The sequence below is a fragment of the Komagataeibacter diospyri genome, assembly GCF_043995075.1.
Classification (GTDB): domain Bacteria; phylum Pseudomonadota; class Alphaproteobacteria; order Acetobacterales; family Acetobacteraceae; genus Komagataeibacter; species Komagataeibacter diospyri.
Map to the genome: position 1 here is coordinate 14,973 of NZ_CP171838.1, position 24,929 is coordinate 39,901.

Here is a 24,929-nt window from a genome sequence, read left to right on the forward strand (position 1 = left end):
ACTCCATCGCCATGTAACTTACATACCTCGGTCTCCGCCAATCCCGGTGCGATTCAATTCATAAATCAAGGCGTACATTGATTTTTATTCAATACCCCAAACCAAGAAACGAATGGAACTGTCTGCCCATCAATGGTTGTTATTTTTTGCACGGTAACTGCCACAGCATTGTCTTCTTTGGTTGCATTATATCCAGCCACTATATACCAGTTTCCTGCAGGAAGATTATTAAAATTAAAATGCCCTCTCGATGGGCAAGTATTAGGGCCATCTGCAGGGCACGAAATATGAGGAATAAATGGCATAACCGAAGATTCAACCCATCGGGGATCATTCAATGTATGATAGCTATGCAACAAGTAGTAATGTTTCATTTTTTCTGAAAGATTATACATATAATCATTTTCGGGAAGAAGGTCTATTGTAAAATTTCGAGAAGGGTTATCGTGATATGAACTTTCTATTGGATAAGAATCATATGTTCCATTAGGAACTTGATAGTTATGATATTTTTCAAAATATCCTCCACTAACACATCCTTTAATAGAAGCACTCCCTTTTTTCTTTGCCCATGATACTTCATTTATATTTAATGGTATTTTTGGTGGCGTAGGCTGCACACAACCAAAAAGAAGAAGCGACGAAGATATTGCAAAAAACAATCCTTTAACATTGTTATTTTTTGTCATTTTCTATCCTTTCTTGATCTGTCAAATTTTTATTGCTTGGCATTGCCTTTACCGCATTTGACTCGTTGTACGCAGCCTTGACCGACTTTTCGAAACTATTCGTTAGGGACAAAATCTCGCCCGCTTCATTCGTATCAAAATCATTACTGATCGCATGGTTTGCAGTTGATGGATCACGGGACACGACACCTGACGTAGATCCGGAATTAATTGTGATATTTGACCCAATAGAAGAGAGGCTGTTCGATGAAGTCATACCAATTACTGGTGCCGCAAATCCGCTTACATTAGCTCCTCCATCAAAAGTTTTTCTTTTTGTATTTTCTATTCCTTGATCCGGTCCTGTATTCCCTCCACTCCCCAGATTACCGTATGAGATACTGGCAGATGCGCCGGCATATTCTGATTTATTCTGTTCATCATTCGCCGTCAGGCTACCCGTTGTAACCATGTTGCCGGATGCCGCCGTGCTTTCCATGACGCCGGCATTGAGGGTCGTGCTGCTGGCAACATCGACATCAAGGCCGCCCTGACCTGCATAAAGCCCGGAAAGGCCACTGGCTTCCGTCGAGGCGTAAGTGTCAGACAGAACCCCTGCCGAGGCATTGACCGAAAAACCCATCTCCCCGCCCGTGCCATAGACGGGAACGGCAAAGCTGAAGCCTGCGCTCTCATTCGTGCTGAGATAGCTTGCCGTATTCTGTGCCGAGGTAATATTCAGGTTACCCGCCGCCACATCTACGGAACCACCGGATACCCTGGCCCCGTCCAGCGTGGTCGTCCCCGCCCCATTATCGATGCTCACATTCTGCGCACCCGTGACCGTCGTATCTACCTGTGTCGTGCTTTGTGAATTCGTGTGGGAATGGGAGGCACTGAGTTGCCCCGTAACACTGACCCCCCACTGCAGATTGGCGTTCAGCGAGGCCGTCGCGCCGACAAAAGCGGACAGGGCCGTCTGGCTGGTAGTCGTATGCGTGGTGTCCTGTCCCGACTGGAGCTGGATATTGCCCGGCGCCGCCAGCGTGACACTCTCACCTGACAGGCTCGCGGCCGTGGCGATGATATCCCCGGCATTGCTGTCTGTCGCAGGCTGCGCCCCGGTCGCAGTCATGGTCAGTCCATCGCCAGCTTCTGCTTCAGATCCCTTTGCCGTGGTCGAAATAGTTTCGGATGTCTTGCTGTCATGCTCGAATCCGACTTCCGCCTGTACTCCTACCAATTCTATGTTGGATTTCGTTACGTCTGATGTTGTCGCGGCCAGCTTGGTATCCACGAGCGTGGCCACAGTCTTCCCGATACTGACGCCGCTCTCCGCAGTTGACAGGGCATCCAGTGACTGGGTCGCCATGTCCTTGTCGCTGGCAGTCTGGGCCGCCGACAGGGCCAGATTGGCGGCCTGTCCGACAAGGGAGGTATCCGACAGTCCGACCTGCACGCCAATGAACTTGAAATCGCTGGTCTGCTTCGTGCTGGATACATCAGACAGTGCGTTGAGCAGGACAGAGGATCCGGTTACGTTCAGATCCTTCGCGGCAACAAGATCAGAAGCGTTGATGACTACTGGGCCGCCGCCGGTAGCAGACAGGGTGCCCCCAGTCGCCACAATCATGCTCGGAGTCCAGGTCGTGCTGCTGTCACTGACGCTTTCTTTGGAAGATCCGAACCCAACCCTAGCCTTGGCACCGTCAGTATCAAAATAAAATCCTTTACTTTCCTTATCGTAATATGACTGCGCCGTGCTCTGGAGCGCATTCTCCGTAAGACTGCCACCTGCCTGAAGCGTGACATTGCCGCCGCCTGCGACAGTGCCCGCCACGGACATGTCCTTGCCCGAGACCATGGTGACATTGCCATTGGCCGCCACCGTGCTGCCGACCTGGTCGGTGGAACTCTCGCTCGAGGTCGTGGTGGTCCTGTTCAGGAAGCCGTGCTCGACGGTGCGGGTATAGGAGGACTGGCTGTCGGTGACCGCGTTGAGGTTCACGTTGCCCGTCGCCATCAGCGTGGCCGACTTCCCGGCCGCGACCGTGGCGCCCGCCAGGGTGAGGTCGCCGCCGAGGGCGGCCGCCGTCAGGTTCCCGCCCGTGCTGACCGACGCCCCAAAATTCTCCGTCTCGGCCGCGCGGTGGCTGTAATCATGCTGCTCGATGTCCTGCGACGCGCTCGCCGCAACCGAACCCAGCGTGATCCCCTGCCCTGCCACAAGCGTGGTATCGCCCAGCGCGCTGAGCGACCCGCCATCAAACGTGATGTCCTTCGCCGCATGGATCTGCGCATCGCCCCCCGAGGTGATGGTGCCCTGCGCGCCCAGTGACTGCGCCTTCCCGCCATCGACCATGAAGGTATTGAGCTGGTCCTCGTTGACGACCGAGCCGTTCAGCGCCGCCAGCGCCACGCTGCCGCCCGACAGCGTCCCGCCGGCATTGACGATATCCCCGCTGGTCGCGGTCAGCGACAGCGCGTTGCTGGCGTTGATCGTGCCGGTATTGTTGATGCTCGAGCCGGTCAGCGACACGTTGGTCGCCGAGATCTCCGCCCCGTCCGTAAGCGTCGCCTGGCCTGGGGCCAGATACAGCTTCGGCGCCAGCACACTGCGCCCGTCCACCGTCTCGGGCACATACCAGACAATGTTCTGCGTCAGCGCCGCCTGCTGGCTGGCCGTCAGCGCTGCGCCAAAGGTCAGGTCAAGCGCATTGGATTCCGAGACCGCGTTGTTGAGCAGCAGTTCCATCTGCTCGTTGGCCGTCTCGTAGCTGCTGCCAAGGAAGGTCTGGCCCGTCGACGCCACGATCTGCTGCTGGATGAACTCCGTATCGAAATACGAATCCCCCAGGAACTCGTAATCCGCCGTGTTGTCGCCCAGCCGGTTGACCAGGTATTGCGAGCCATAGAAGCCGCTGAAGGTCGCGTATTTCGGGTTGGTCTCGATCAGGTAATGCGCGCTGGGGTCCGGATCGGCGATGAACAGCGCGCTGCCGCCCGGAATGGCCGAGATCACCGTCGGGATGGTCGGGTCGCTGCTGGTGGCAAATCCCGGCAGCGTCATCGCGGCTTCCTGGGCCGTCGCCGACGCCTTCACCTGCGCGGTCTCGACCCCCTGATAGGCCAGGGTGCCGCCCGTGGTGGCGGGCGCCGCCGCACTGCTCCGCGTGCCGGCCGCCCCCGCGACCCCGGTGCTGACATCCGCCAGGGCCGCCGTCGCCCCGCCGTTCAGCGCGGCGTCAGCCGCAACCCCGGACGCAGACGAAGCGGCAGCCACCGGAGACAGGCCGCCCGGCGTCTCGCCGGTATAGCTGGTATATTCACTGGAACTCGCGTTGGCGATTTCCGTCTGGTTGTTGATCGTGCCCGTGAAGGTGCCCGTGATATTGTCTTTTGCAACGATGGTGCCGGTCGGGCCGTAATAGGTCTCGCTCGAACCCCATTTTTCCTTGGGCTGCGGAGCGGCCGTCCAGTAATGGCCGACCGTAATGAGGCCAAACTTCTTCTTGTGCCTTACGGCCGACGTCGACCCGCCCTTGAAGGCCGGGTCGGACTGACTGGTCCAGCTACAGCCGTAGAAGGCCTTGCAGGTTACATAGAAAGCATGCTGGACGGCGTAGCCGATATTGTCGAGGCTGCCCCCGCTGAGATTGATGTCGCGCCCCGCCGCGATATGGCTGGCATCGTTGATGATGCCACCTGTGGTTGTAATATCCACATCACGCCCGGCCGAGATCAGGGAGGCGGCGTTGTTGAGCGTGGCACGACCACCATCTTCCTGCACATAGATCGTGCCGCCCTGGGAATGACCGACAAGCTGGCCCGTGCCCTGTGCGCCGGTCACGGTATCCAGCAGGCCTGCCGGCACGGGAATATCGACATTGCTGCCGCCCGCGTAACTATGGCTCCACAGGACGGCATTGGCGACGACCGTCACCCCGCCCAGGACATCATTGGTGACCGTGCCAGCGTTGATCAGGACATCCCCGCTGGCGCTGTCAGCCACGATCTCGCCGGAGCGGTTGAACACGGCGGTGGCCGCCCCGCTGGCGCCATTGCCGATCCCGATCGACCCGTTATCCGAAAGGATGGCCCCAAGCTGGTTGGTCAGGGTGCCGGGCAGGTCCAGGGCCACACCGGCCACACCATCAATGAGGCCGGTATTGGTGATCGCCCCGCCCGAGGAGACGTCCAGGACGCCGCCTTCGGCCATCAGGGCGCCGTTATTGGTGACCGATGCCGCCGTGATGGTGACGTTGCCCCCGGCCAGCACGCCGCCACCGGCCTCGGCCGTGTAGTCGCCCCCGACCCGCAGCAGCGTGTCGCCCCCGGACTGGAACAGCATGCCACTGTCGAGGTCCCCCGTGAGCGTCACGGCCAGCGTGTTCCCTGCGACCAGCTGCGCAGCACCACCGAGCGAGGTCGTATCAAGCGATAGATTGCCCGCCGCCTGCACCACGCCGTCCGTATCGCTGAACCCGGTCATCGCGCTGCCGCCAGCATTTGCAAGCGACAGGGTATTCTGGCCGGAGCGTTCGATCACGCTGCCGCCGTCATTGTCCAGCCCGTTCGCCACCAGGGTCAGGTTGCCCCATGACTGCAGCGTGCCGCCCGCGTTATTGATGCTGGCGGCCGCCTGCGTGCCGCCGGCGGAGAGCAGCAGGCTGCCATCGGCCGCGTTGACCAGGCCGCCCGACCCGTTGGTCAGGCTGTCGGCAACCAGCGTGATATCCTGGCCCGCCTGCAGCGCGCCACCGTCATTGGCAAGCTGCGCCATCGCGCCGCCGCCTGCATTGCGGACATCCAGCGTGCCGCCGGTGCTGACGATCCGGCCGGCGCTGGTGTTATCGAGCGCCGCCGCCGCCAGCGCGACATTGCCCGCGCCCTGGATCGCACCGCCTTCATTGCCCACTGCGCCGGTCGTGGTGACGCTCACGGCGCCCGCACCCGAGATGACCGCGCCGGATGTGTTGGTCAGGCTGGCCCCCGAAAGGGCGACCGCGCCATTGCCCCCGATCCGTCCATCGGTATCGTCGATCGCGCCGCCACTCTTCAGGGTCACGCCCTGCGTGCCGTAGACCAGGCCGGAATTCGACACGGAGCCGGACAGGGTCGCGTTCATCTGGTCGGACGCCACCAGCGTCCCGGTATTGGCAAGGGAGGCCGCGTTGAGGTCCACCAGGCCAGCCAGCGCACCGATCTCGCCGCTATTGGTCACGCCCTGCGCCGCAAGGGTGACATCGCCCTGCGAGACGAGCGTGCCGCCATTGGCCAGGGCCACCTGCGTCGTGACGTCGAGGGTGGCGCCACGGCCTTCGGCCTCGATCCGCCCGGCATTGGACAGGCCATCACCGCTGCCCGTTCCGGTCAGGACGAGGGAGAGCACGCCGTTTTCGGTCGCCATCAACCCGCTGGAAGCGGTCGTCAGGCCAGCGGCCGTAAGGCCCAGCCCCTGCCCGCCCACCAGCGTGCCCGCAACAGCCATGTCGCCCGCCGCCACCACGGACAGGCCCTGACCGGCACTCATGACGCCCGTGGCATCATCGGACCAGGTCCCCGTCACCAGCGACAGGTTCCCGGCCGCCTTGACCGCGCCACCGGCGTTCGAGAAAGCCAGGGCGGATGCGGGCGCGCTGTCGGCATCCAGCGCGATGTTGCCATCGAGTGCGAGGATGCGGCCATTGTCATTGCCGATCGTGCCGGCCGCGATCGAGACACTCCCGGCCGCCTGGATGATGCCGCCCGACGTGTTGTCCAGTGTCGCCATCAATGTGGCGGGAGACCCTGCGGAGAGCGTGACGTTGCCGCCCACGCTGACCAGGGTGCCGGCGGTGTTGGCGAGGCTGGCCGCCGCAATGGTCAGGTTGCCACCCGCCTGCACCGCGCCGCCGCGGTTATCAAGGGCGGTCAGCGGCGTCGTGGCATCGCCATTGCGGATCCCGATGGCGCCTCCCGCGAGGATCGTGCCGGCTTCGTTATCGAGGCCTGTGGCGGAAAGCGCGAGGCTGGTCCCGGCCTGGATCGTACCATTGTCATTGGCGACCTGTGCCGCCGTCAGGGCCAGCGCGCCCGCAGCCCCCGTGCCGATGGTCCCGCCCTGATTGGACGTTGTGCCCCCTGACCCAAGCGTCAGTCCGGTCGCACCATACAGCGTGCCGGTATTGATCAGGTCATCCGTCGTGGACACGTCAAGCCCTGCCGCAGTCGCGATCAGGCCGCTATTGGTCAGACCTGCCGCCGAAAGCGCGCTACTACCGGCAAGTGAGGCGATCTCACCGCTATTGAGCAGGAGGCCGTCGGCGTCGACGCTCTGGTTCCCCTGCGAGATGATCGTACCCGTGTTGGCGAGCGACGTCGCATCAACCTTCAGGACACCGGCGACATCCGCGTCCTCGATGGCGCCAGCGTTGGACAGGGCGGGCGATGCCGCATTCCCATGGACGGCAATCATCGTGTCACCGGCGAGGGCGCCAATGGTGCCCTTCGCGCCATTGACCAGGCTGGCCGCCGAAAGGCTTAGCCCGTCACCCGCCGTAATCGCCCCTTCGTTATCGGCCGCCCCCGTGACCGACAGGTCAAGCGCGGTTCCTGCCTGAAGGGCAGCCGATGTGTCACTGGCATACTGGCCGGTCGCAAGCGTCAGCGCGCCACCCGCCTGGACCGCGCCATCCGTATTGGTGAACAGCCCCTGCCCCGACCCGTTATCGGTGATGGCAACAGAACCGGTTTTCCCGACCAGGCCACCGGATGTATTGTCAACGCTCACCGCGCTGATCGTGAGGTCATTGCTGGCCTCGACCAGGCCCGATGCGTTCGTCAGGTGGTCAAGGGCCGCACCCGTCGCATCGCGGGCAAGGGTGACGGATGTCCCGCCCAGCACTGTCCCGCCGGTATTGTCGAGCGCGGTCGTCACGATGGACATGAGGGCGGCTGCCTGCAGCCAGCCGTTATTATTGGCGACACTGGCGGCATCGATGTTCAGGCCACCATCCGTCGCGATGATTTTGCCCCCGGTATTGTCGAGGCTGGCGGCGGCAAGCTGCACCACGCCCGTATCACTGCCAAGCTGCCCGCCCCTGTTGGACAGGGCGCCACCCGCCGCAAGGCTCAGGCCGCCTGCCCCATATAATGTACCCGTATTGGTCACCGTACCGGCCGTGCGCACGCCAAGCGTGCCGGCGGCAAGGATGCTGTCACTGTTGGCCAGCGTGGCGGCGTCGATCGTCAGGCTGCCCGATGCCGACTGGGATTTTATGACCCCCGTATTGGCCAGGCCACCAGTCCCCGCCGCGTTGAGGGTAAGGTTGCCCGCGGTTGCAAGCAGCAGGGCGGATGCTCCGTTGGCGATGTGGTCCGCCGTCACGGTCACGCCCGTGCCGCCACCCAGCGTGCCTTCGTTATCGACCGCCCCCGTGGCGGTGACGGCAAGGGCCTGCTGCGCCGTCAGCGAAGCCGTGGTGTCGGATGTATAGCTGGCCAGTGCAGCAGTCAGGCTGCCCCCGGCCTGGATGGCCCCGCCATTATTGGTGACGGCCTGCGCTGACAGCGTCATGTCACCCGACTGGTCGAGGATCTTCCCGCCCGTATTATCCAGCGCCCCCACGGCGGCAATCGAGGCCAGACCGGTCGTGCTCGATATCTGGCCACCGGCATTGGACAGCGTGCTGGCGCTGGCCAGCGTCAGCCCCGCCTGGGCTGCGATCGTGCCGGTATTGGCGAGCGACCCTGCCCGGGCGGACAGGGCGCCACCGGATGCGCCGATGCCGCCACTGTTATCGAGCGCACCGGTCGCAGAAAGCGACAGCGCGCCAGCCCCGGCCGTCACCGTCCCGCTATTGCCGATCGCAGCCGCCCGGGCGGCCAGGGTCGTACCGCCGCCAATGGTCCCGCTGTTATTCAGGGCGCCGCCTGCCGCCAGCTGCATCCCGCCACCTGACTGCAGCGTCCCGGCATTGCTGACCTGCCCGCCCACCTGCGCCTGCAGGTTGCCCGAAGCCGCCATGGAACCGTTGAGCACAAGGTCGCCGGCATCGGTCAGCGTCATGTCGCCTGCATTGGCCGCCATGGTGCCGTCAACCCGCACGCCGGCGCCGGCCTCGTTGACCACCATGTAGATCCGGTTGGCGTACATCCCGCCAAGGGCCGCCGTATCAATCGCGAATTCCGGTGCGGCCGTGCCGTCGGACGCCAGCGGATGGGCCGCGTTGGTGCCGTAATCGACCCGGTTGCGCCCGGCCACGATAGTGGCCGTCTCCGCATTGACCTGCGCCTTGAGCGTCACCGAGCGCGACAGGATGTCGAGCACCGGCACGGTGGTGAAGTCTCCGCCCTTCCCCTCGAAGGTGATGTTGCCGCCCCGGACGACGATATCCTTCAGGTTGCCGCTGGCATCCATCTCCGGCGTGCCGGTGGCAAGGGTCACATGGGCGGTGTTGATGAACCCGCATCCCGCACAGGTGATGCCGTTGGGGTTGGCCACCACCACCGAGGCCTGGTGCCCCGCCACTTCCGTATAGCCCAGCATCTGTGTCGGCAGGGTGCCGGTCACCTCGTTGAGGATCAGGCTGGCGGCATGGCCGTCAAGATTGGTGTTGCCATACACCACGCCCCCGATCTTCGTCTCGGTCGCCGTGGTGGCGTTGTTCAGGATCACACCGCTTTCGGGCACGCCATACTGGATGAAGTCATTATGCGACACGCCCGCCGCGTTGGGGGTGGCGATATTGACCTGGTCGATGCCGTTCTGGGTCTTGTCCAGCGTCGGCTCGGGGCCGCCGGCATGGGGATCGACCACGATCTGCGGCTCCGCCTGCTGGGCGGATGCGGCGGACACGGTCGAGGCCAGGAACAGGGAGACGGCGGCAAAGACATGCACGCAGCGCTGAAGACGTGACGGACCCGGAATGATATCGGGTGCGGCAACCCTGCGGGGCGTCTTCATCATATCTTCGCTCCAACCTGAAACAGCGGGATCAGCCCTTCCGAGGGAAGCGGGCCGGTATACATGGAATGGGTCAGGGAGACGTTCCAGAAGAACGGCCCCGTGGTCTTGCGCAGCCCCAGGCCACCGCCCGCCATCTCGCCGCCCTTCAGCGCAGGCGGCGTGGAGGAGGAGGCAAAACCCGCGCGCACGACGCCGACATCAAGGGCGGCGTAAAGCTGGGTGCCCTCGATGACCTGGTGGCAGATGAAGGCGAACTTCCCGCACTTCAGGCCCTTTGTGGGCAGCTGCCACGAGAAGTCGTTGCGCATGTAGCCGCCGTCATTGCCCAGCAGGACCTGCTCGAGGAAGCCGCGCACCGAATAGGGGCCACCCACCTGCAGTTCATTAGTGGGAAACTGGTCGCGCGTGCTGTATTCGCCGTGCAGCGTGGTATGCCACAGCACGCCGCGCGCAAGCGGCTTGTAGCCGTCAATGTCGAGCGAGGGCTTGAGGTAGGAGGAATGCGGGTCCTGCCAGCCTGGACGGATGAAGTTCGACCACGTGCCCGCGCCATCCACCGCGACCTTGAGGCCACCGGTGATGTACCACACCCCGCCCCAGCCCTTGAGCGATTCACTGACCTGCACGTTGACGAAGGCCTGCCGCGCCGTCTCGGTGTCGATCACCGTATGGTTGATCTCCGAGCCGAACGACTTGCGCTCGTAGCTGGCCTGGAAGGTGGTCACGCCGATACGGTTGCGCAGCAGCACGCGCGAGATGCCCAGCCGCCAGTCCCGTCGGCCGCCGCCAAGGTGGTAGATGTCGCTGAGTGTTGCGAGCGGATAGTCATCCTGCGAGCGCCACCACGACCCGAACACGGTCCAGTAGCCGAACGGGATCGACCCGTTGACCGACAGGTAGGACGTGCCGCGCTGCCCGGCATGGCCGACAAGCGAATGGTCGTATTCCACTGACCACAAATCCAGCAGCCCCAGCGGGTTTTCCGCCGTGAGCATGGCATGGCCCGTCTCCTGGCCGGTGATCTGCTGGCCGTAATTGTCGAACCAGACCTGGCCGTGCAGCACGCCCCGCTTGGGCGCAGTCACCACCACGGTGGACGCCCCCGCCCTGCCGCCGGGGGCGATGCGCATGCGCGCGCCCCAGTGGCTCAGCCGGTTCATGTCCTCGATCCCCTGTTCCAGGTCCCGCAGGTTGAGGATCTTCCCGTGCAGCCCGGGGAAGGCCATGACGGTCGCCAGCCGGGCCGGGCGGCCCTGTAACTGGATACCCGCCAGTTTCCCTTCGATCACCACGATCCGCAGGTGCCCGCTGGAAAGCTTCTGCTCGGGCAGGTAGGCCCGCGAGGTGATGAAACCCTGGCGGATATAGGCGGCATTGAGCGCGTTGATCAGTCCGTTGAGATCGCGCACCGACATGCAGGTGCCGACATGGGGACCGGTGATCGCATCGCTCAAAGCGCGCGACAGGTGCTGCGCACCTTCGACCGTGATGTCATGCACCGTAACACAGGTTTTTGATGCCTGTGGCAGGGCGGACGGCCTCTGGATCTGGATGTCGTTTGACGGTGGCGGCAGCGCGTCAAGCTGCTCCTGGTGCTGCTCGAAGCGCTGGAACTGGTCCTGCGACGAGCCCGGCCCCGCCGGCATCACGCCGCCGGGCAGGCCCGGCACCTGGGCCATTGCCACACCGGGCAGCGCCATCATGGCCGCCGCCGCCCCAACCTGCCAGCGCATCACGCGCATTCCGGACTATGCCGCCGGCTTCAGGCAGGCGCTTTCTGGCTGGACCAGGTCTCGATTGCGCCAAAGGCGTCGGAGAAATGGCTCATGTCATAATTGATCGTCACCGTGCCGCCGCCCTGCGCGGGCACGCGGCTGACGCGGATGTGGCCGGTCCTGCCCGCCTTCAGTGCCGTGATCATGGCGGGCGTCGCCTGCAGCGTCGACAGGCAACCCGATGCGTTGCACACCAGATAGGGCAGGCTGACCGGCTTGCCGTTATCCATCGACAGGGTGGCAGGCTTCGTGAGGTCGAAGCCCAGCGGGGTCATGATGCTCAGCTCGTAGGGGCGCGCGGTGATCGCCACCCTGTCGGTCGCGGCCCGGGCGACGATCACCATGCCCAGCGGCACGGCCTTGCCCTGCTGCTGCATGCTCAGCTGCTGGGCCGCCACGCACAGCGAAGCCGCGCGTGTCGCGGGCGCATAGGTGCAGTTGGCCTGCCAGGTGCCAAAAGCCTGCTGCGTGGTGATCGGCGAAGGCTGGGCCGGGGCCTGCGGAGAAGCAGAGGCCCCTTTTGCGGGCGATGGCGCGGCAGACGGGGCCGGGACCGCTGCCGTTCCCGCAGCATGGGATACGCCCGTCAGGGAAGCAGAAAAAAGAAAAGCACAAGCCACGGCCCTGAACTGCATCAGTAACCTCCCGAACGGTCAGCCTGACCGGCGATGACCGGTCGGTCCTGTATTGAATGGAACGTCGCCTTTAAAACGACATATTTCGTCATTCATGGATACAGTTTGACATGGAAGGCAGCAACAGAAGAATTCATTCAACTAGCGGTTGAATAACGGCATACCTCATACATTTTATGTGGAAATATCCTGATACAACCAACAAATATGCACTGTATTCGTCTATACAATACATAATGTATAATAGTTATTTATTTTTGGTCTGAAATTTTCATTTCCAAAGACAGTCATCGTGGCAGCCAGACCGCAGCGCAGCTGCTCTCCGCTTTTTCTTGCCGATCTGCCCAAAATAAACTAAGTTTGTATGACCAAGTCAATGAGGGATGCCATGCGTGTCGTCAATATCCATGAAGCCAAGACCCACCTGTCCCGGCTGATCGATGCCGCCACAAAGGGTGAAAGCTTCATCATCGCCAGGGCCGGCAAGCCGGTTGTGCGGGTCAGCCCTGTCTGTGCCCCTGAGGAACAGCACAGGCAGCGTCTGGGCTTTCTGACTGGCAAAATCCAAGTCCCGGACGATTTTGATCATATGGGACACGAAGAGATCGGCGTGCTGTTCGACGGGCAGGCATGAGGCTTCTGCTCGATACCCACCTGCTCCTGTGGGCAGCCGGAAACCCGGGGAAACTCTCCGCCGATGCCCGGACATTCATGGAAGACCCTCTGAACATCCTGATGTTTAGCGCCGCAAGCCTGTGGGAAGTCACGATCAAGGCCGGGCTTGGCCGGGCAGACTTCCAGGTTGATCCGCATCTGTTGCGTCGTGGCCTCATCGAGAACGGGTATGAAGACCTCCCCGTCACCAGTCAGCATGCCGTGGCAGTTGGACAGCTTCCCGATATTCATCGCGACCCTTTTGACCGTATCCTTGTCGCCCAGGCCACGGTCGAAGGGCTCCTCCTCCTGACCCATGATCCACTCGTGCAGTCCTATCCAGGCCCCATCAGGGCCGTCTAAAAAGAGCAGCAGCACTCTCTTCTCCTTTCCTGTGACCGCTACCGGGAGCCTGGGCGGGTGGTGCTGCCAGACAGCATGTGGTATTTTGAAAGAGGCGCGTAGAAACGCCTTTTCCAAAAGGGCGGCCTCCTTGTCGGGTGGCCTGCCCAATACAACACCCGGACTATGTCCAGCGGTGAACAGGGAGACCTGTCTGCCGTAGTGGAAATAGGCAGGGCGTGCTTTTGCCCTTTTGGAACACGTTTCTACCCGCCCGACGCCAGGGCGGGCAGGAGGCGTGTGCCTGATTGCCCGCTTTCCCGGCTGTCGTCACAGGACAGGCGTGAAAAAAGGACGGACAGATGGCAGGTTCAGGAATAAAGCAGGCCCGTGACCTTGAGATCATGGATACAGACGCCATGACGGTAGCCCTCCTGCGCGAATACGGACTACCTGGCGCCAGGGAACGGGCGCGCCATCACGTTGGCCGGTGTGTCGAGGCTGGCCTTGTGGATGACGCCGCCTTCTGGATGCGCGTCAGCAACCAGCTCGAAAACCTGGCCTCCTCGGACTATGGTCCCGGAAACCTTTTCACGCCTTCGGGGCAGATCAGCCCGACTGCCACGCGACTTGGCTGATGCACCTCACCTTGCGTACCGACTACGCCTTCCGCGTGCTGATCCATCTGGCCCGCCATGGACACACACAGAACCGCATAACGGTCCGGCACATCGCCGAGCGGCACAATATCTCCCATAACCATCTCGTGAAGGTCGTCAACGACTTGTGCCATCATGATCTCCTGGTGGGAACCCGGGGGCGGAATGGTGGCGTCAGCCTGGCCCGCTCCCCGAAAGACATCAATGTCGGGCATGTCATCCGCCTCATGGAAACCGAAGGTGAAGTCATGACCGGCTGTGCGCCGCTTCAGGGCAGACCCTGCATCCTGGCAGATGCCTGCCGTCTCCGTCACCTGACCAGACAGGCAACCGATGCTTTTATGGCCATCCTCGACGGCATGAGCGTGCATGATCTCCTGTCCTGACAGGACGCTTATGACCCATCCGGCCGGACGGTCAGGACACAGGACTGGTCCACCTTCGTCTCGTTGGCCGTTTTCTGGCAGCCAGCGATCCGGTCCCGACTGGCGTCCACAAGCCGGTTGGCCCGGACCATATGCCGCAGGCTTTCGGGATTGTCGGCCTCCATCATCAACGCACCAGATTCCCACCGATCCTGTCCGCCCACGATAAAGGAGGCCACCCGCGTCCCTAGTGACGATGGTAGGAGATAGGTCAAGGCAGGCGAGAACCCGATCCCGACAGCCAGACAGGCCAGCCCGACCTTCAGCACCCACCAGTTCTGACGGTCCTGGGTACGGGCCTGTCCGACAATGTCGGTCAGTTGCTGCCGCTCCACCTGAACCGCACGGATCGCGGTATGAAAGGCGGCCTGCATGTCCTGACAGACGGAAAGCCCTGCCTGTCGTACCCCCTGCCCATAGGCCTGCGGCGTCATCTTCAGCGTCGGACTGGCCTCGATCGCCTTCATGCGCGCGCCCACGTCGTTCAGGGCCTTGACCAGCCTGGCCAGGTCCGGCGTGTAGTCAGGCGGCCGGTTGTCCCGCCATGCCTGGGGCAGCGCTTCCACGCTGCGCCGGAGCACCGTCATTTCGGCGCACAGATCCTCAAAGGCGCGCGCGGCCGGATCCGTCTCGCTCATGATGGAAAGCCCCCTCATCCAGATTCAGTTTTCCGGCACGTCCAGACGATCATCATCCTGACCAGCCTCTTGCGTTCCGGCCCTTTCCTGCTTCCCGAAAAGCAGCCGCCTTCGCCCTTCTTCCATTGCCAGGAGCGTAAGCCTGTTGGGCCGACTGTCTGAAGCCGCGTTCTGAATAGTCCGTCGCAATCTTTCCGCATTACGCGGACTACTCAGAAGATGTGCTGTCTCCTGACAAACGGCTTGTTCTTTTTCCTGCACAACATACCTCCCCCGATCAGGCAGCCCGTTCCAGCCCCAGATGTGTTACAAACGGATCAAAGTCCCGGTCACTGTAAAGAAGCCGATACCCGCTTACGATGCATCGTGTGGCAATCAAGGTATCAATGGTCTTCCGGATGGTGATGCCTCTGGCGCGCAGGTCACGAAAATATCGTGCCGCCTCGATCATGACATCACGTCCCCCGATCTCGACCATATCCAAGGCACCAAGCATCCGCCGTGCCTTGTTGAAATCCCGCTCACTCGCAAATCCCTGGAGAACTTCCGTCATCATCAGATCCCCAATGGCGACAGGTTCTTCTCCCAGAAGCCGGTCCAGAACATCAACCTGTGGCGTCACCGTACCCCGGAAGAAATCGATCCAGACCGGGGAATCCACCAGAATCATGCGTCGGAACGCATGGCATCAAGATCACCCTGCCAGTCGAGCTTTCCCCGCAAGGTACGGAGTTCCCGCTGCTGCTTCAGCCTGATCAGCGTCCGCAGTCCCAGTTCCACGGCTTCCCGTTTGGTCTTCACACCGGCCGCTTTCAGCGCATCGGTCATGAGGGCATCGTCAATGATGATGTTTGTTCGCATGATGTGTATCTCCAATAGAAATAATACACATCAAATCATCCGCTCTCAAGCATGCCGCAGGACATCAGGTCTCCTCCCACGGATTAAGAACCCGCACACCGGCCGCCTCGAAAGGAGACACGTCGCGGCTGGCCACGACATAACCTCGGGATGCAGCGGTTGCTGCAATATAGCCATCTGCCTTGCCAATTGCGCGGCCCTCTGATCTGGCCCGCACCATCAGTTCGGCATAGGCCTGAGACGCCGCCAGATCGAACGACAGGACACGCCCCTCGAACAGAGGCAATACCTCCTGTTCCAGCCGCTCATGCAGCACCGAGCGCCGCCGACCGGCCGGCATCGCCCCAATCCCGAAACGCAGCTCCGCCACCGTGACGGCCGACAGGAAAAGCGTCTCGATCGCCTGTCCATCGATCCAGGCCAGAACACGCGGCTCCGGGACGGGCTTCCACGGCTCCGAGATCACATTGGTATCGAGCAGGATCATTCGAAGGACATCGGCTCGGCCGGGGTCTGATCGCGGGTCTGCAAGGCCGCAATATCCTGATCACACACACCGGCCTCCCGACCGATGGACGCCAGAAGCGAGCCCAGCCGGACCCGCTGCGGCGGCCGGACGGCCGCTTCCAGAATAGTCCGGATCTCCGCTTCCGTACTGCGTCCATGCAGCATGGCCTGCGCCTTCAGCGCCCGATGCGTCTCTTCCGGAAGATTGCGAATAACCACAGAAGACATGACAGGACTCCTCATTTCCAATGAGTGATATCATAAATATAATTCCGATATCATTCCAGAAAAACCCGACATCCCCTCATCCAGATTCAGTTTTCCGGCACGTCCAGACGATCATCGTCCCTGATCTGCCCCCTTGTTCCGATCCGCTCCAGAAGCGCTTTCGCACGAGCAGGCGTGGTCCGTGTCGCCCGTGCGGAAAAATACCGTTCCGCTTCTGCCTGCCCACCCAGCCGGGCCGCGACAGCCGTCGCAACAAAAAGGTTCATGCTGACACCTGAAAGCGCCGCCTGACGCGTTGCGGCTTCCCGCATATCTTCCGGAAGCCGAAGCTGGATTTTACTGCTACTCATCCTCTCATCCTTCGCAAAAGAACACCTGGCCGCACTGCTGGAATACCGAACCGTGATACGGCCCGCTGCATGTCTTTCAGATTGAACGTAGCGATCGCATCCGCATTCCCGTTGATCGCTGTCTCAACCACAAGTTCATCATCACCATGCGCACCTGTCGGTCGCCACCTGTAATCAAAAGAAACCGGCACGCAACACCCTGCAAGTCCATCAAGAACCTCCAGAACTTCATCTCCCTGAACGCCCATTCGAAAAAGATTTTCAGAGCGACGCAACACCGCCTCGTATTCGACCAGGAGGGTCGTGGAGAGCAGCAGACTGAAATTCCCATCCAAGACCCCCAGCAAAAGCTGCCGGGACGCTCCATCCGGCGACATAAATCCCGAAAGAACAACATCCGTATCAAGAACAACGCGCATAGTGACATCATATATGACGTCACTGGTTAACGTAAATCAAAATCTCCTACATCCCCATATCCATATCCCGCCCCCTGGAGCGCGACAGCGAGCGCGTGCGCTGCGGCTGCAATCCCTGATCGAGCGTCGATCCCTTCCGGACGCCCAGTTCGTGTCCCTTCTGCCGCAGGAGGGATTCAAGCGGTGCGTCCCGCTTCAATTCCTTGAGCGCTACACCCTGCTGCTCGCGGCTCAGCCCGTCCCAAGCCTTCACGAACCGCGCCGCCCGCAATTCCGGACTTTTCCGCACCTTGTCCTCGTGTTCCAGCCCCTCGACCAGCCTGCGCGCCCGTGCCGGCCCTTCCAGCCCGTACAGGGCCTGCCGGATCTCCGGCTCATGCTTCACGGCGGTTTCCAGAGCGATCACCGCCCCGGGCCTTAACCGTTCCAGGGCCGTGCTGGCGTCAAGCCATGCCTTCTTCTGGTGCTCCAGCACTGGCAGGTCCTGCTCCACCATGCGCCCGATGTCCCGCACCGCCCGCGCATACTGCTCCACTGCCTGGTGGAGTGGATCACCACCCGGCACAAACCCGCCCAGCCCGGCCGGCACCTGCGCACGCTGCACACGCGGCAGCCGCAACCCGGCAAAGGGCGAGGCGGGAGCTTCACGCCCAACCCCACTTTCCCCCTTCCCGGCCCCGGCATCCATCCCGGCCGACACGTCTTTTTCCGCCGCCCGGCTACGCCCCCGTACGGACAGGTCCAGCCCGTCGAACATCCCGCGCTTCCGCTGTGCCGGTGCCGGATCCGGCGTACGGACAGCTTCGGACTGCCTGTCCTTCTGGGGGCCAGAGGCAACCTTCTCACGCCCCACCACGATCTCGCTCTCGGGGACATGCAGCCCGCGCCGCCGCGCGAACCCGGCATCCCGATCCCGGACCTGCGGGTAATCCAGCGTGGTATCCTTCAGCCGCTCGCGCGACAGCCGCCGCACCAGCCCGTCCCGGTCGCCCACATCATCCCGGCCCCAATGGACGGACACGCTCTCCCGGTGGCGCGACAGCGCCACATAGGCCCCGTGCCGGTCCATGCTCCCCGTCGCCAGCACATGCGCCCGGTCCACCGTCACACCCTGCGATTTGTGGATGGTGGCCGCATAGCCATGATCCAGCGCGTCATAATCCGCCACCGACACGGACACGACCCGGCCAGTCCCGGCACCACCCGGCCCGTCGAGCTGCACCGACAGCACGCGATCCCCGGCCTCGACCGACCCCACGATGCCCCGCACCGTGCCCAGCGTGCCGTTCTTCACCCCCAGCTCCCGGTCATTGCGCAGGAAGTAGACACGCTCCCCATCCGCGAACACCCGCTCGCCCTGGACGGTTGGCACCAGCACGTCGTCACCCAACTCACCCGCCTCCCTGCGGATCTCCCGCGCCGCCTCGTTCAGCGCCCGCACATCGACACGCCGGTGCGCCAGCATGATCTGGCTGTCCTCTGGCGCGGCCTGCCGGGCTTCCTCCCATCCGGCCACCACCCCAGCCCGCGCCTCTTCCAGCGTCTCATGCCCGCGCACCAGGCCGGCCGCCTCATAGCGCCCCAACGCCTCACCCGTCCGCCCGGTCGCAAGCGCCTTCGTGGCCGCCTGCTGCCAGTCTTCACGCTGCCGGCGCACCGTCGTGATCTCCACCGACCCGACCCGCTCGGCCACCGCCCGGAACGCGCCACCAGCCTCGATCGCCTGCAACTGCTCGGGATCGCCCACCAGCACCACCTTGGCCCCGGCCCCGCGCGCGGCAGACAGCACCCGCTCCATCTGCCGTGAACCCACCATGCCGGCCTCATCCACCACCAGCACGTCCCCACGTTCCAGCCGGTCGAACCCACGCGCCCACGCACGCTCCAGGGAGGCCAGCGTCCGGCTTTCGATCCCGGACCCCGCTTCCAGACCTTCCGCCGCGATCCCCGACAGCGCCGCCCCGCGCACCCGGTACCCGGCCTCTTCCCATGCCGCGCGGGCGACACCCAGCATGGTGCTCTTCCCCGTCCCGGCATACCCGACCACGACGGACAGGTCGCGGGACTTCGTGACCTCGCCCACCGCCAGCGCCTGCTCGTCCCCAAGCCCGTCCCGCGCCATCGCCACCCGACGCACCGCCAGCGGCACCGCATGACCCTGGGACCGCCCCATCGCAAGCGATGCCTCTTCCAGACGCTGCTCGACCCCGATCATCTCCCGTGTGGAAAACCGCTCCCGCCCATGCCCGTCTTTCCCAATGACAACCAGATCCGGACACGCTTCCACCTGAACCATGACAGCACTGAACTGCGCGGCATCCGCCGTATGCCGGTCCACGAACCGCGCCAGGTCCTGGCGGGTGAATGTGCTCTGCTGTCGGGTCAACGCCTCCAGCGCCACATGCGGTTCGGCCAGCAACCTTTCGCCATTGCGCCGCGCGATCTCCAGATGGTCGGCAACCCGCTCACACGGTTCGCCGCGCTCCGGCCGGCGTGACCCTGCGGGTCCGATCTTGTTCTGCGGCTCAAGGTCGATCCCCTGTGCGGCAAACGACCGATGGTCGATCCGCACATCCAGGTCCAGCCCGGCCAGCCGTTCATTGGCGAGCGACGCCCATCGCTCCCGCCATGTCAGCAGCAGATCCTTGTCATTCCATGAACGCTCTTTCGCACCAAACCCGATGGAAGGCTGATCCTGCTCCAGACCTTCATGCCGCAGCCGTGCCGCCGCGATCAGTCGCGCCGTTCTTCCAGCCGCTGCAAGCGCTTCTCCAGCGTCGAGAGCTTCAGCAGGATGCCGCGCTGCGTCTCCCGGATTTCCGCCAGCAGACGGATCATGAGCTTGAGTGGATCGTCGTCCCCTTTCTGCTCCATCAGGTCCAGGATCCGGCGTGATGTCGTATGCGCCCCTGCCGCCTCGTTCAGGATGCGGGATTCCGTCTCGTCTTCCATGCACAGCCTCTCCGGTTCTGACTTCGATCCGTCGTGTAGACAGCATCACATGGGCATGGGGCTTCGCCTGTCCATCTTCGCCAATATCCCAATGCACATTGAGATCAGCCACCATGCCGCGTTCCACGAACTGCTCGCGCACAAAATCCCGTGCCAGCGCGATCCCCTGCGCCTGGGTCATTTCGCGCGGGATTGAAAACTCCACCTCGCGGGCAAGCTGGGCATCCTTGCGCTTCTCGATCGCCTCGACCTCGTTCCATAGGGTCGCACGGTCGAGAAACCGCTCCGGCGCGCCGTCGGGCAGCAGGATCTCGGAATGCACCACGCCGCTCTTGTTGGAAAAGTCATGGTCGCGATCCAGCCGCAAATCATGCAGGCGGGACGCTGCACGATAGGCCGCCGCCGCCACGGCGCTCCGGCCGGTGGCGCGGCTGATGACCTTTGCATGCAGGTGATAGATCGCCATGAACGCGATCCTATCACACCACTTAAGCGCACGTCACGAAGTGACGTATAAGCGCGCACTCACATTTTACTGCGCCAAAAGGGTTGGTTTGTCTGGATGAGTGACGCGGTTCTCGCCTGTGTGGTAGAGTATGGCACAGACCAGCAGGACAGGGGACCGGAAATGCGCAGGCCACGGGACATTGATGCGGAACTGAAGGCGCTTCAGGAAAAGGCGAAGCAGCTTAAGGCGCAACGGACCCTCCAGCTCGGCGAACTGGTCGAGGCGACGGGAGCCGATAACCTGTCGATCGAGGCGCTGGCCGGGGTGCTGCTTGCGGCTGTCGAACAGGCGGACGGCAAACCCGAAGCCGTTGCGAGGTGGACCGAACGGGGGACGGCGTTCTTTCAGGCCGGCGCAAAAAAGGGCGGTCGGAAAGGAACCGGAAACGATCAGAACGGAGCTTCTGGCGCTTGAAAGACGGATCAGGAAGCAGGCGGCCCTGATCCATCGCCATCAGGCACGAAAGGCACGCACCGACATGCGCGACTGGGCGAAGGCGCGACGGGAACGCACCCATCATCTGATCGAACTGGGCGGCCTGGTCCAGAAGGCGGGACTGGTCGATCTGACCGATGATGACCGCGCTACCCTGCTCGGGGCCTTCCTGGACATTGCGGGGCAGCTTCGGGAGGGCAGGAATACCGCGTCAGGCGACCTGAAAACACGCTGGAGGCGTGCGGGGCTTCATGCCTTCGACAGGGACCGGGAACAGGACTGACGACGCAACACGATCATCTGATCTGTCCGCTATCGAATGCAAACGAAACCCTGAACCAGAACGGGAGAACCGAGGTCCATGTATTACGGCAAGAACGCCTTTTCTCTGCTCCTACGTTACACCCTTGCCCATGAGATCGAAGAGTGGGGCTGGGACATCGGCGACCATACATATGGTGCCAAGGGTTCTCCCATCATCATAGAAGCCGAATATGCCGGCCTGAAGATCGGGAAATACTGCTCGATTGCCCGCGAGGTGCTGATGATCCTGGGCAATCACCGACCGGACACGATCACCACCTACCCGTTCAAGAACCAGTGCAATTTCTGGCCCGAAGCGGCGGATGCAACCGATGACCATTCCACCAAGGGGGATATCGTCATTGGCAACGACGTCTGGATCGGCGCGCGGGCCAACATCATGTCGGGTGTCACCATAGGATCAGGCGCGATCATCGCCACGGCGGCCGTGGTGACCAGGGACGTGCCGCCATATGCCATCGTGGGCGGCAACCCGGCCCGGGTCATCAAATACCGCTTCCCCGAAAAGACCATCGGGCGTCTGCTTGCAGTCGCCTGGTGGGACTGGCCTGAAGCATTGATACGAGAACGGATGCCCCTCCTGATGAGCGACGATATCGACGCTTTCCTGCGCGCTTTTGAAAAAGGACCCGCACAGGAAAAATCATGATGCAAAAACTGTTTTTGCTCCTTGTTGTCCTGCCGATCCTCTTCCGGCCTGCTTCAGGCTTTGCCCAGGGCAGAGGAGACTGGCTGCCTCGGTCGGACGTTAAATCTCCCTATGCGGCCTTGTCTGTTCCGACAGCACTGAAGCCGGTGCCGGATTCTCTGGCGAGCCTGTTGACCAAAGGCTATCGGATCATGACCACAGCGGATTATGGCGGCTCAGGAGCCCTCTTCACGCTGGTCTGGCAAAGGCAGACCGTAATCTGTGTTCTGACAGCGCCTGTGCCAGGCACGGATCAGAACGTCCCGACATCGCGCTGCTGGGCCCTGAACTGAGTTGTGCAGGCCGGACAGATTGGAAACCGTGTCTTACGCGACATCCCCTGGCTGACCGATGAGGACCGCGCAACCCTGTTCGGAGCCTTCCTGGATATTGCAGGGCGGCTTCAGGGCGGCGATGATACTGCTTTGGTTGACCTGACAGCACGCTGGAGACGTGCGGGGCTTCATGCCTTCGACAGGCACCGGAAACAGGACAGGACAACAGGCAGACGTGACCATGACCGACCACGAGACACGATCATCCGGAGCTGACACAGTGTGCGAGCTTACGACCCGGATTGTCACAGCCTATGTCAGCAGTCACACGGTTCCGGCGGATACCCTGCCAGGCCTCATCGCCACGGTGTTTCAGGCGCTCGGAAGTCTGGGACAGGCGACGACCGGAACACCGGATCTGGTGCCGGCCGTGCCCGTGAAAAAATCCGTGTTCCCGGATTACATCGTCTGCCTGGAGGACGGAAAAAAAATGAAGATGCTCAAGCGTCACCTTCACACCGTCTATGGCCTGACGCCCCAGCAATACCGGGCAAAATGGGGCCTGCCGGAAAGCTATCCGATGACCGCCCCATCCTATTCGGCACAACGGGCTACCCTGGCACAGGAAATCGGACTGGGGCGGACCATCAAGGCGACACCGGAACCTTCGCACGTACCGGACGCTGAAGTTCCGGTCACGCGCCTGCCAGAGAAGAAACGCGGACGCAGGCCAAAACTGGCCTGAAGGTCCAGACCGGGAGAAACGGGACATGAAGACGGATCATACCGATCGCGACGACTGGGAAGCCTGGAAGGACGAAGCCACACGCCGGGCACTGGCCGAGGCTGATGCCGGATTGTTCATCAGTGGTGAAGCGGTGAAGGCATGGGCGGCCAGCCTCGGGACCGATCATCCCCTTCCCCTGCCTGAACCCGGGCAATAAGGGGGACGCTCTCGCACACCGCAGGAAGGTGACGCAGAGTGCAATGGTTACGACTATCCCTGATGCATTGATGGAACGACCGTTTCACGACCCTACGGCTACCCTTGTGACGACCCATCGACATACCCGAGGCCGACATCGCGCCTACCCATAAGTAGTTGTTCTTCATACACCATTGCACCACTGGTGCGGATGCTCAGGCACCTGCCTGCCGGATCTGGGCGATCATTTCATCGGCTGTGATCTCTCCGCGCTGGCGTGCATCCATGATTGCGGTGAGCGCCCTGTCATGAGGGAGCACATGCGGATCATCAGGTGTCGCCGTATGAGCGGCCCTGCCATGCGGGGCCGGAAAGGTTATGCCCGTCACATCGGGATTGCGCGTAAACATCCCGGCCAGGATCTGGTCTGCCTGCTGGATGTAATTGCCTGGGACATCCCGGGATACGCGCGCGGAGCCGGCCGAGGTGGTGATGTCGAGGCCGGCGACATGCGGCAGGAGATCGAGGATGCGCGTCAGGGCTTCGATATCCTGCTGTGTCAGCAGGGTTCCCCCGTCCCCGACCACGAGCAGCTGCCAGGGCCGCTTTTGTGGCAGTGTTCCGGGACTGTCCTTCATGACGATGACCCTTTCTCCGGAACGTCTTTGATGCCCTGCTGCTTTCTGAGCAGGGCCTCATAATGCTCCACGGACATGATGACGAAACGCGGCTTGTGGTGCCTGGTGATGACTACAGGTGCAACGGCGGCCGCTTCGAAAAGATCGCTGGCATTGCGGGTCACGGCGCTCGCTGGAAACGCTTTCATGGAGCATGATCCAGATATGACGGATTATCTGGGATATACAGGAAACCCGTATTTCCTGCCAGAAAGTCGGGAAAAGGAGGCCTGGACGGACGAACAGGAAATGGCCAGCCCATCAATACCCGACAAGGCCCGCAGAGCGCCCTGGGAGGCCGCACAAAGCGCAATTCCCTTATCTCGCCACCCGACCACACAATAACACCTGTACGGCCATCCTGTGGCGTCTGGTGGGCATGTTGTGACACGTGAGCCGCTGAATGATCGCCTGAACGCCGGTAAGTCTTGAGCAGATTGCGGTCTTGCCCGGTTCTTCTGTTGTTGCAGGCGTCGGGCGAGCGCGGAGCGGGAGCCCTGTAGGGCGCCGAAGGCGCCGACGCGGGAGAGGAAGGTGCTGGTGGAGAGACGATGCGGCAACGCATCGTCAGATTATGATTTCGCGCCGTAGGCGTGTCCGTTTAGCGCAGCCCTGAAAGGGCGAGCAGGGGGATGCCGGGTGGGAGATCGCGCATAGCGCGATCGGGGCGGCCGTAGGCCGCGAGCCGGCGGGGGCGGAGCCCCCAAGAGGCGGTGCTTGGAGGCAATTTGGCTGCAAATTTCAGGAAATAAAAAGTTATCCACAGCATTGGAGTGTTTAAATAGGTGTTAAAGTGGTGTTACGGATTTTTATAATTCAAATAACATACTGAATAATAAAGGTTTTATCGGGAGATTCTATCGTCCTGTGAATCCACTATGACGATAAACCGAATCCACTATGACGATAAACTGAATCTAATATGACGATAGCGAGTATGCGTAATTGAAATGACGATAAGCTCAATCTGAATCTAAAATGACGATAATTGGCTTGCGTATTTGAAGTGACGATAGTAGCTATCTGTAATTGAA

The 24,929-nt window shown here is 62.0% G+C and carries 25 protein-coding genes and 1 pseudogene; 12 read left to right on the forward strand and 14 right to left on the reverse strand.

The features are described from left to right. Positions 1-65: 65 nt before the first annotated feature. Genes ACE2AA_RS17865 through ACE2AA_RS17880 form a run of 4 tightly spaced genes read right to left on the reverse strand, consistent with a single transcriptional unit; the run spans position 66 to position 12,028 of the window. Positions 66-689 (reverse strand): carboxypeptidase regulatory-like domain-containing protein, encoded by a 624-nt coding sequence (locus ACE2AA_RS17865; RefSeq protein ID WP_146220231.1) that lies wholly within the window; start codon positions 687-689, stop codon positions 66-68. Beyond that, the gene (locus ACE2AA_RS17870; RefSeq protein ID WP_110570052.1) at positions 676-9,618 is read right to left on the reverse strand and encodes a hemagglutinin repeat-containing protein; all 8,943 of its coding nucleotides are present in this window, start codon (positions 9,616-9,618) and stop codon (positions 676-678) included. Before ACE2AA_RS17870 ends, ACE2AA_RS17865 begins: the two co-directional genes overlap by 14 nt. Then, positions 9,615-11,351 (reverse strand): ShlB/FhaC/HecB family hemolysin secretion/activation protein, encoded by a 1,737-nt coding sequence (locus ACE2AA_RS17875; RefSeq protein ID WP_110570058.1) that lies wholly within the window; start codon positions 11,349-11,351, stop codon positions 9,615-9,617. Before ACE2AA_RS17875 ends, ACE2AA_RS17870 begins: the two co-directional genes overlap by 4 nt. 29 nt (positions 11,352-11,380) lie before the next feature. Next, a complete protein-coding gene (locus ACE2AA_RS17880; RefSeq protein WP_112209866.1) occupies positions 11,381-12,028 on the reverse strand; it encodes an invasion associated locus B family protein in 648 nt (215 codons plus the stop codon). 388 nt (positions 12,029-12,416) lie between these two features. Here ACE2AA_RS17880 and ACE2AA_RS17885 point away from each other — a divergent pair, with 388 nt between their 5' ends. The 4 genes from ACE2AA_RS17885 to ACE2AA_RS17900 all read left to right on the forward strand — a co-directional run bounded on the left by ACE2AA_RS17885 (position 12,417) and on the right by ACE2AA_RS17900 (position 14,069). Beyond that, entirely contained in the window at positions 12,417-12,662 is a 246-nt protein-coding gene (locus ACE2AA_RS17885; RefSeq protein ID WP_087609099.1) for a type II toxin-antitoxin system Phd/YefM family antitoxin, read from the forward strand. Continuing rightward, positions 12,659-13,045 (forward strand): type II toxin-antitoxin system VapC family toxin, encoded by a 387-nt coding sequence (locus ACE2AA_RS17890; protein WP_110570054.1) that lies wholly within the window; start codon positions 12,659-12,661, stop codon positions 13,043-13,045. The genes ACE2AA_RS17885 and ACE2AA_RS17890 overlap by 4 nt, the downstream gene beginning before the upstream one ends. Positions 13,046-13,386: 341 nt before the next feature. Then, complete coding sequence (locus tag ACE2AA_RS17895) at positions 13,387-13,662, forward strand: hypothetical protein (protein WP_110570055.1); 276 nt, start codon at positions 13,387-13,389, stop codon at positions 13,660-13,662. 11 nt (positions 13,663-13,673) lie between these two features. Then, positions 13,674-14,069, forward strand: a complete 396-nt coding sequence (locus ACE2AA_RS17900) for an Rrf2 family transcriptional regulator (protein WP_235720939.1) — start codon at positions 13,674-13,676, stop codon at positions 14,067-14,069. 8 nt (positions 14,070-14,077) lie between these two features. Here the strand turns inward: ACE2AA_RS17900 and ACE2AA_RS17905 are convergent, their stop codons facing one another. From ACE2AA_RS17905 to traA, 8 genes are all read right to left on the reverse strand, one after another. After that, entirely contained in the window at positions 14,078-14,746 is a 669-nt protein-coding gene (locus tag ACE2AA_RS17905; RefSeq protein ID WP_110570059.1) for a DUF6118 family protein, read from the reverse strand. A 277-nt stretch (positions 14,747-15,023) separates the two neighbouring features. Continuing rightward, positions 15,024-15,416, reverse strand: coding sequence for a PIN domain nuclease (locus tag ACE2AA_RS17910; protein ID WP_395372565.1), 393 nt, complete (start codon positions 15,414-15,416; stop codon positions 15,024-15,026). After that, positions 15,413-15,607: a type II toxin-antitoxin system VapB family antitoxin gene (locus ACE2AA_RS17915; RefSeq protein ID WP_395372567.1), complete on the reverse strand. Its 195-nt coding sequence runs from the start codon at positions 15,605-15,607 to the stop codon at positions 15,413-15,415. The genes ACE2AA_RS17910 and ACE2AA_RS17915 overlap by 4 nt, the downstream gene beginning before the upstream one ends. Before the next feature lie 64 nt (positions 15,608-15,671). Continuing rightward, positions 15,672-16,094, reverse strand: coding sequence for a type II toxin-antitoxin system VapC family toxin (locus ACE2AA_RS17920; protein WP_395372570.1), 423 nt, complete (start codon positions 16,092-16,094; stop codon positions 15,672-15,674). After that, the gene (locus ACE2AA_RS17925) at positions 16,091-16,342 is read right to left on the reverse strand and encodes a FitA-like ribbon-helix-helix domain-containing protein (RefSeq protein WP_010512463.1); all 252 of its coding nucleotides are present in this window, start codon (positions 16,340-16,342) and stop codon (positions 16,091-16,093) included. Before ACE2AA_RS17925 ends, ACE2AA_RS17920 begins: the two co-directional genes overlap by 4 nt. A gap of 86 nt (positions 16,343-16,428) precedes the next feature. Continuing rightward, the gene (locus ACE2AA_RS17930; protein ID WP_041250516.1) at positions 16,429-16,692 is read right to left on the reverse strand and encodes a toxin-antitoxin system HicB family antitoxin; all 264 of its coding nucleotides are present in this window, start codon (positions 16,690-16,692) and stop codon (positions 16,429-16,431) included. Continuing rightward, a complete protein-coding gene (locus ACE2AA_RS17935; protein WP_395372573.1) occupies positions 16,689-17,111 on the reverse strand; it encodes a putative toxin-antitoxin system toxin component, PIN family in 423 nt (140 codons plus the stop codon). Before ACE2AA_RS17935 ends, ACE2AA_RS17930 begins: the two co-directional genes overlap by 4 nt. 46 nt (positions 17,112-17,157) lie before the next feature. Then, on the reverse strand, positions 17,158-20,529 hold the full coding sequence (gene traA / locus ACE2AA_RS17940; protein ID WP_395372574.1) for a Ti-type conjugative transfer relaxase TraA: 3,372 nt from the start codon (positions 20,527-20,529) through the stop codon (positions 17,158-17,160). A gap of 96 nt (positions 20,530-20,625) precedes the next feature. On the opposite strand from traA, the gene ACE2AA_RS17945 reads away from it, so the two are divergent. From ACE2AA_RS17945 to ACE2AA_RS17975, 7 genes and pseudogenes are all read left to right on the forward strand, one after another. Continuing rightward, complete coding sequence (locus tag ACE2AA_RS17945; RefSeq protein WP_395372576.1) at positions 20,626-20,985, forward strand: conjugal transfer protein TraD; 360 nt, start codon at positions 20,626-20,628, stop codon at positions 20,983-20,985. A gap of 64 nt (positions 20,986-21,049) precedes the next feature. Beyond that, positions 21,050-21,289 (forward strand): conjugal transfer protein TraD, encoded by a 240-nt coding sequence (locus ACE2AA_RS17950; protein WP_110570155.1) that lies wholly within the window; start codon positions 21,050-21,052, stop codon positions 21,287-21,289. Positions 21,290-21,367: 78 nt separating this feature from the next. Then, positions 21,368-21,979, forward strand: a complete 612-nt coding sequence (locus tag ACE2AA_RS17955; protein WP_110557470.1) for a CatB-related O-acetyltransferase — start codon at positions 21,368-21,370, stop codon at positions 21,977-21,979. Then, the gene (locus ACE2AA_RS17960; protein WP_110570154.1) at positions 21,976-22,311 is read left to right on the forward strand and encodes a hypothetical protein; all 336 of its coding nucleotides are present in this window, start codon (positions 21,976-21,978) and stop codon (positions 22,309-22,311) included. The genes ACE2AA_RS17955 and ACE2AA_RS17960 overlap by 4 nt, the downstream gene beginning before the upstream one ends. A 51-nt stretch (positions 22,312-22,362) precedes the next feature. Then, a pseudogene (gene traD / locus ACE2AA_RS17965) lies at positions 22,363-22,569 on the forward strand (conjugal transfer protein TraD); the annotation flags it as partial. Then, the gene (locus ACE2AA_RS17970) at positions 22,535-23,038 is read left to right on the forward strand and encodes a MucR family transcriptional regulator (protein ID WP_110570153.1); all 504 of its coding nucleotides are present in this window, start codon (positions 22,535-22,537) and stop codon (positions 23,036-23,038) included. The pseudogene traD and the gene ACE2AA_RS17970, both read left to right, overlap by 35 nt. 25 nt (positions 23,039-23,063) lie before the next feature. Continuing rightward, a complete protein-coding gene (locus ACE2AA_RS17975) occupies positions 23,064-23,237 on the forward strand; it encodes a hypothetical protein (protein WP_167400915.1) in 174 nt (57 codons plus the stop codon). A 196-nt stretch (positions 23,238-23,433) separates the two neighbouring features. On the opposite strand, the gene ACE2AA_RS17980 is transcribed toward ACE2AA_RS17975, so the two are convergent. Beyond that, entirely contained in the window at positions 23,434-23,856 is a 423-nt protein-coding gene (locus ACE2AA_RS17980) for a hypothetical protein (RefSeq protein ID WP_110570152.1), read from the reverse strand. Continuing rightward, positions 23,853-24,044 carry a type II toxin-antitoxin system Phd/YefM family antitoxin gene (locus ACE2AA_RS17985; RefSeq protein WP_110570151.1) on the reverse strand — a complete coding sequence of 64 codons (192 nt, stop codon included), beginning with the start codon at positions 24,042-24,044 and terminating at the stop codon, positions 23,853-23,855. Before ACE2AA_RS17985 ends, ACE2AA_RS17980 begins: the two co-directional genes overlap by 4 nt. Between ACE2AA_RS17985 and ACE2AA_RS17990 the strand changes: the two genes are divergently transcribed. Beyond that, positions 24,043-24,240: a hypothetical protein gene (locus ACE2AA_RS17990; protein ID WP_167400914.1), complete on the forward strand. Its 198-nt coding sequence runs from the start codon at positions 24,043-24,045 to the stop codon at positions 24,238-24,240. The genes ACE2AA_RS17985 and ACE2AA_RS17990 overlap by 2 nt on opposite strands. Positions 24,241-24,929: the final 689 nt, after the last annotated feature.

What these genes read in the sequence shown, in the direction of transcription:
- ACE2AA_RS17865 (WP_146220231.1), bottom strand. Translation starts at nt 689, where the DNA reads ATGACAAAAAATAACAATGTTAAAGGATTGTTTTTTGCAATATCTTCG.
- ACE2AA_RS17870 (WP_110570052.1), bottom strand. Translation starts at nt 9,618, where the DNA reads ATGATGAAGACGCCCCGCAGGGTTGCCGCACCCGATATCATTCCGGGT.
- ACE2AA_RS17875 (WP_110570058.1), bottom strand. Translation starts at nt 11,351, where the DNA reads ATGCGCTGGCAGGTTGGGGCGGCGGCGGCCATGATGGCGCTGCCCGGT.
- ACE2AA_RS17880 (WP_112209866.1), bottom strand. Translation starts at nt 12,028, where the DNA reads ATGCAGTTCAGGGCCGTGGCTTGTGCTTTTCTTTTTTCTGCTTCCCTG.
- ACE2AA_RS17885 (WP_087609099.1), top strand. Translation starts at nt 12,417, where the DNA reads ATGCGTGTCGTCAATATCCATGAAGCCAAGACCCACCTGTCCCGGCTG.
- ACE2AA_RS17890 (WP_110570054.1), top strand. Translation starts at nt 12,659, where the DNA reads ATGAGGCTTCTGCTCGATACCCACCTGCTCCTGTGGGCAGCCGGAAAC.
- ACE2AA_RS17895 (WP_110570055.1), top strand. Translation starts at nt 13,387, where the DNA reads ATGGCAGGTTCAGGAATAAAGCAGGCCCGTGACCTTGAGATCATGGAT.
- ACE2AA_RS17905 (WP_110570059.1), bottom strand. Translation starts at nt 14,746, where the DNA reads ATGAGCGAGACGGATCCGGCCGCGCGCGCCTTTGAGGATCTGTGCGCC.
- ACE2AA_RS17910 (WP_395372565.1), bottom strand. Translation starts at nt 15,416, where the DNA reads ATGATTCTGGTGGATTCCCCGGTCTGGATCGATTTCTTCCGGGGTACG.
- ACE2AA_RS17915 (WP_395372567.1), bottom strand. Translation starts at nt 15,607, where the DNA reads ATGCGAACAAACATCATCATTGACGATGCCCTCATGACCGATGCGCTG.
- ACE2AA_RS17920 (WP_395372570.1), bottom strand. Translation starts at nt 16,094, where the DNA reads ATGATCCTGCTCGATACCAATGTGATCTCGGAGCCGTGGAAGCCCGTC.
- ACE2AA_RS17925 (WP_010512463.1), bottom strand. Translation starts at nt 16,342, where the DNA reads ATGTCTTCTGTGGTTATTCGCAATCTTCCGGAAGAGACGCATCGGGCG.
- ACE2AA_RS17930 (WP_041250516.1), bottom strand. Translation starts at nt 16,692, where the DNA reads ATGAGTAGCAGTAAAATCCAGCTTCGGCTTCCGGAAGATATGCGGGAA.
- ACE2AA_RS17935 (WP_395372573.1), bottom strand. Translation starts at nt 17,111, where the DNA reads ATGCGCGTTGTTCTTGATACGGATGTTGTTCTTTCGGGATTTATGTCG.
- traA (WP_395372574.1), bottom strand. Translation starts at nt 20,529, where the DNA reads ATGGCGATCTATCACCTGCATGCAAAGGTCATCAGCCGCGCCACCGGC.
- ACE2AA_RS17945 (WP_395372576.1), top strand. Translation starts at nt 20,626, where the DNA reads ATGAGTGACGCGGTTCTCGCCTGTGTGGTAGAGTATGGCACAGACCAG.
- ACE2AA_RS17950 (WP_110570155.1), top strand. Translation starts at nt 21,050, where the DNA reads ATGCGCGACTGGGCGAAGGCGCGACGGGAACGCACCCATCATCTGATC.
- ACE2AA_RS17955 (WP_110557470.1), top strand. Translation starts at nt 21,368, where the DNA reads ATGTATTACGGCAAGAACGCCTTTTCTCTGCTCCTACGTTACACCCTT.
- ACE2AA_RS17960 (WP_110570154.1), top strand. Translation starts at nt 21,976, where the DNA reads ATGATGCAAAAACTGTTTTTGCTCCTTGTTGTCCTGCCGATCCTCTTC.
- ACE2AA_RS17970 (WP_110570153.1), top strand. Translation starts at nt 22,535, where the DNA reads ATGACCGACCACGAGACACGATCATCCGGAGCTGACACAGTGTGCGAG.
- ACE2AA_RS17975 (WP_167400915.1), top strand. Translation starts at nt 23,064, where the DNA reads ATGAAGACGGATCATACCGATCGCGACGACTGGGAAGCCTGGAAGGAC.
- ACE2AA_RS17980 (WP_110570152.1), bottom strand. Translation starts at nt 23,856, where the DNA reads ATGAAGGACAGTCCCGGAACACTGCCACAAAAGCGGCCCTGGCAGCTG.
- ACE2AA_RS17990 (WP_167400914.1), top strand. Translation starts at nt 24,043, where the DNA reads ATGGAGCATGATCCAGATATGACGGATTATCTGGGATATACAGGAAAC.
- ACE2AA_RS17985 (WP_110570151.1), bottom strand. Translation starts at nt 24,044, where the DNA reads ATGAAAGCGTTTCCAGCGAGCGCCGTGACCCGCAATGCCAGCGATCTT.